The organism is Pseudonocardia sp. D17, assembly GCF_036984265.1.
GTDB classification, from domain to species: Bacteria; Actinomycetota; Actinomycetes; order Mycobacteriales; family Pseudonocardiaceae; genus Pseudonocardia; species Pseudonocardia benzenivorans.
On the sequence record NZ_BPRG01000207.1, the window covers coordinates 1 to 3,763 of the forward strand.

A 3,763-nucleotide genomic window follows, 5' to 3' on the forward strand; every position below is an offset into this window, starting at 1 on the left:
GCTCCTCGAAGACGATCCGCCAGCCCCCGATGCCCATGGCCACTGTGAGGTCGGTGTCCTCGGCCAGCGTGTCGTCGCTGACACCCCCGACGGTCAGCAGGGCGGTGCGGCGGAACGCCCCGACGGCGCCGGGCACGGTGGTGATGCAACCGAAGACGTCCTGCATGCGCCGGTCGAGGTTGAATCCGATCACGTACTCGATGTGCTGCCAGCGGGTGACGAGGCTGGTCCGGTTGGCGACCTTGGCGTTGCCCGCGACCGCGCCGACGGTCGGGTCGGCGAACGGCTGGGCCAGCAGCCGCGCCGTGTCGACCTCGAAGATCGTGTCCCCGTCGAGCATCACGACGATCTCGTGCGACGCCGCGCGCACCCCGTTGTTGAGGGCGGCCGGCTTGCCCGCGTTGACCTGCCGGATGAGCCGGACGCCGGGGATGTCGAGGGCTTCGACGATGTCGGCGGTGCCGTCGGTGGAGCCGTCGTCGACGACGATGATCTCCACGGGGTGGTCGCTGGCCGCGACCGCCCGTACGGTTGCGGCGATGCACTCCTTCTCGTTGTAGGCCGGGATGATCACCGACACCGGCTCGGTGACCGGCGCCATCGGGGGATGCGCTTCGGCCCGGCGGGCCCGCCGTCGATGCACGACGGCCACGACCAGTACGAGGACGAGCCGGGCGATGACGAGCAGGCCGAGGACCAGCAACGCGATCTCGAAGACGCGGACGAACCACGTCGCGACGGAGACGCCGGTGACGAGGCCGAGCCCGAGGTTGTGGTCGCTCGTGGAGGCAGCCTGGTCGGCGGGGGGCAGACCCACGCCCTTGGTGACCGTGGTGAAGGTGTAGCCCTGGGCCTTGAGCTCGGGGATCAGCCGCTCCAGCGCGGCGACGGTCTCCGAGCGGTCGCCGCCGGCGTCGTGCATCAGGATGGCGCCGCCCGCGCCGTTCGCCGGCGTCGCCGCGGCGACGATCGAGTCGACGCCCTTGCGTTCCCAGTCGCGGCTGTCGATGTCGGTGAACGCCGCCACCAGCCCGCGGTCGCCGAGCTCGCGCACCACGGAGTACTGGTTGTTGTCGAGCGCCAGCACCTCCGACGAGTACGGGGGCCGGACGAGGTAGCTGACCTGTCCGGTCGCGCCGGCGATGACGAGCTGGGTCTGGTCGATCTCGCGCGCGAGGCGGTCCTGCGACACCGTGGTCAGGTCGGGGTGGGTGAAGGTGTGGATGCCGATCTCGGAGCCGGAGTCGACGATCTCGCGCAGCAGGTCGGGGTGCTGCGCGCCGAGCGAGCCGAGCACGAAGAACGTGCCCGGCACCTCATAGCGCTGCAGGACGTCGAGGATCTGCGGGGTCCACTGCGGGTCGGGGCCGTCGTCGAAGGTGAGGGCGACGGTCTTCGAGGGGTAGCCGATGCTGTGCACCTGGCCGTGCGTCGCGTCGACGACGGAGCCGCCGTCCAGGACGGAGACCGGCACCTTGTCGACGGGCGCGCGCGGCGCCTGCCGCTCGGCGTCGGCGCTGACCTTGGGGTTGACCCAGCCGTTCAGGGCGAGGATCGACCCCATCATCGCGACGGCGACCGCGAGGAGCACCCACTTGGGCTTGGGGACGCGTCCGCGGCCGGGTTTCCGGCCGGGGCGGCTCACGGCGCACCCGCCGCCGGGCTGCCACCCGTGGTACCGCCGCCGCCTCCGGATGTGGGCCCGCCCGGGCCGTTGTTCGATCCGCCACCCGAGCCGTTCCGCGGCGAGGTCCGGGTCCTGCTGGCCCTGGGCTCGGTGCTGGGCGACGCACTCGCCTCGGACGTCGGGACCACCGACGTCACGGGCGTGCTCGTGGGCGCGAGCGACGACGCGACCGGTGCCACCGCCCGCGAGGCGGCGTCCGTCCGGCGGGGCGGCTGTGGGGTCCGCGGGTCGTCGGCGTCGTGCGCCTCGAGGATGCCGGCGGTCTCGGGGTCGCCGGCGGCGACGCTGCCGAGCCCCGGCAGCGGCAGCAGCGGCGTCTCCTGGTGCGCGGCGAGGCTCACCCCGACGACGGCCATGTACAGCGCGCAGGTCGCCGCGGCCGCGTACGCCGCGAGCTTGATGCGCTTGCGGCGTCTGCCCGTCCCGTCGACGAACACCGGACCGTTCGGGCGGATGAGGACGGTCGACTCGACGTCGTCGACCGGCCGGATGACCACGGTGGACTCCACGTCGTCGTTCATGATCCGGTTCGTCCGTTCGGGGAGGTCGGGGCACTCGCGGCGTCGCGGAGGAGCCGGGTGAAGGCGAAGGGCTGCTGGTCGACGCCGCTGCAGTCGGGGCGCGCGTCCGGTGCGCCGGGGCAACCGCCGTTGTCGCGGCCGAGGGACCACAGCCGGACGTCCTGGACACCCAGGCCGGGCAGCCGCGCGGCGAGGCCGCGGGCGTCGTCGAGGGTCGTGACGGCGCCCGTGTCGGTGCGTCCGATCATGATGGTCGCCGCGAGGCCCGGGGTCGGCGAGATGGTCCCCAGCTGCGCCCGGACGGCCCCGATCGCGTCGGACATCGCCTGCAGCCAGGGGCCGTCGTAGGAGAAGTTCATGACGAGCGGGTTCACCTCGAAGCGCACCCCGGCGTCGGCGACGGCCCGGGCGGTCTCGAGGCCGCGCTCGTCGATCCCGTCGTCGGCCCCTTCGACCTGCAGCGTGAGGCTCACGTCGACGCCGCGGGCCGCCTGGATCGTGTGCAGTGCCTCGGCGACCCGGTCGACGGGGACGTCGGTCTCGATGTCGACGTCGAGCCGGGTGGCGCCGGTCGCATCGAGGAGCCTGCCGTAGGCGGTCGCGAGGTCGGCGGCGGAGCCGCACGTGTTCTCGAGGTAGGCGCCGGTCGCCCCGCCGGTCGCGGCGGTGATCCTGCCGCCGCGGCCACGCACCTCGGCGAGCTGCGCGACCAACGGCGGGTCGTCGACGGCGCGGGTCCCGCCCCACGAGGGGGTGCAGGCACCGCCGGTTGCGAGCCCGAACGCCAGCGCGACGTCGTTGCCCGCGCCGGCGTCGGACATCGCGGTGATCGGTGGGTTCGACGCCGAGACGTCGACGTAGGGCGTGACCGAGAACCCGGCCTGCAGCGCCGACGTGGTGGTCACCGCGGGCGGCGGCCCGGACGAGCAGCCCGTCAGGAGGGCGACGAGGGCAGCCGCCGCCCCGACGAGACGCGCAGTGACCACGCAGCGTGGCACCAGTTGCCTCCAGTCGGGTGAATGACGTCGGTCCTCGGACGACCTCGGTCGGCGGATGATGGTCTGCTCCCACGGGGGTCTCGGCGCCGACGCGCGGCGCAGCCTCGTCGTCGAGCGGCCCCCACGAGGCTTGTCGGTGCCGAACCTTCGCGTGTTACAGCAGCTCGAAGCCGGTTTTGTGTGGTCACTTCCGGGTGCGGGCGGTCGTACCGCTCTCGCACCTTCAGCGACGTCTCACCGCCCGGAAGGTTGCCCGAGTCCGATGTGAGCTTTTCCACCCAGAGTGATCGGAGTAGGGCGCTATGCCTCAAAAGGAGTACGGAACAGGTCTCAGTGGGCCTGCTCGGCGACCTCCTCGTCGCGTGCGACCGGCAGCGCGCCGCCCGTCGCGAGGGCGCGCTCGCGCTCGGCGGTCGGGACGTTCTCGAACTGGCCGATTCGGCGCAGCTTCTGCCAGCCCAACCGGATGCCCGTGACAGCCGTCGCGACGGATTGGATGAGGACGGCGTACATGAGCTGGCGGTAGGCGAACTGCTGCAGCGGCAGGAGCCACAGGA

The 3,763-nt window shown here is 72.7% G+C and carries 3 protein-coding genes and 1 pseudogene; all 4 read right to left on the bottom strand.

Going from position 1 to position 3,763, the window contains the following annotated elements:
- A partial coding sequence (locus PSD17_RS27695; protein WP_339125222.1) for a polysaccharide deacetylase family protein occupies nt 1–1,645 on the bottom strand: 1,645 nt, incomplete at its 3' end.
- On the bottom strand, nt 1,642–2,208 hold the full coding sequence (locus PSD17_RS27700) for a hypothetical protein (RefSeq protein WP_339125224.1): 567 nt from the start codon (nt 2,206–2,208) through the stop codon (nt 1,642–1,644). The genes PSD17_RS27695 and PSD17_RS27700, both read right to left, overlap by 4 nt.
- The gene (locus PSD17_RS27705) at nt 2,205–3,194 is read right to left on the bottom strand and encodes a hypothetical protein (RefSeq protein ID WP_339125226.1); all 990 of its coding nucleotides are present in this window, start codon (nt 3,192–3,194) and stop codon (nt 2,205–2,207) included. Before PSD17_RS27705 ends, PSD17_RS27700 begins: the two co-directional genes overlap by 4 nt.
- Nucleotides 3,195–3,536: 342 nt before the next feature.
- Nucleotides 3,537–3,763, bottom strand: a pseudogene (locus PSD17_RS27710) (bi-functional transferase/deacetylase); the annotation flags it as partial.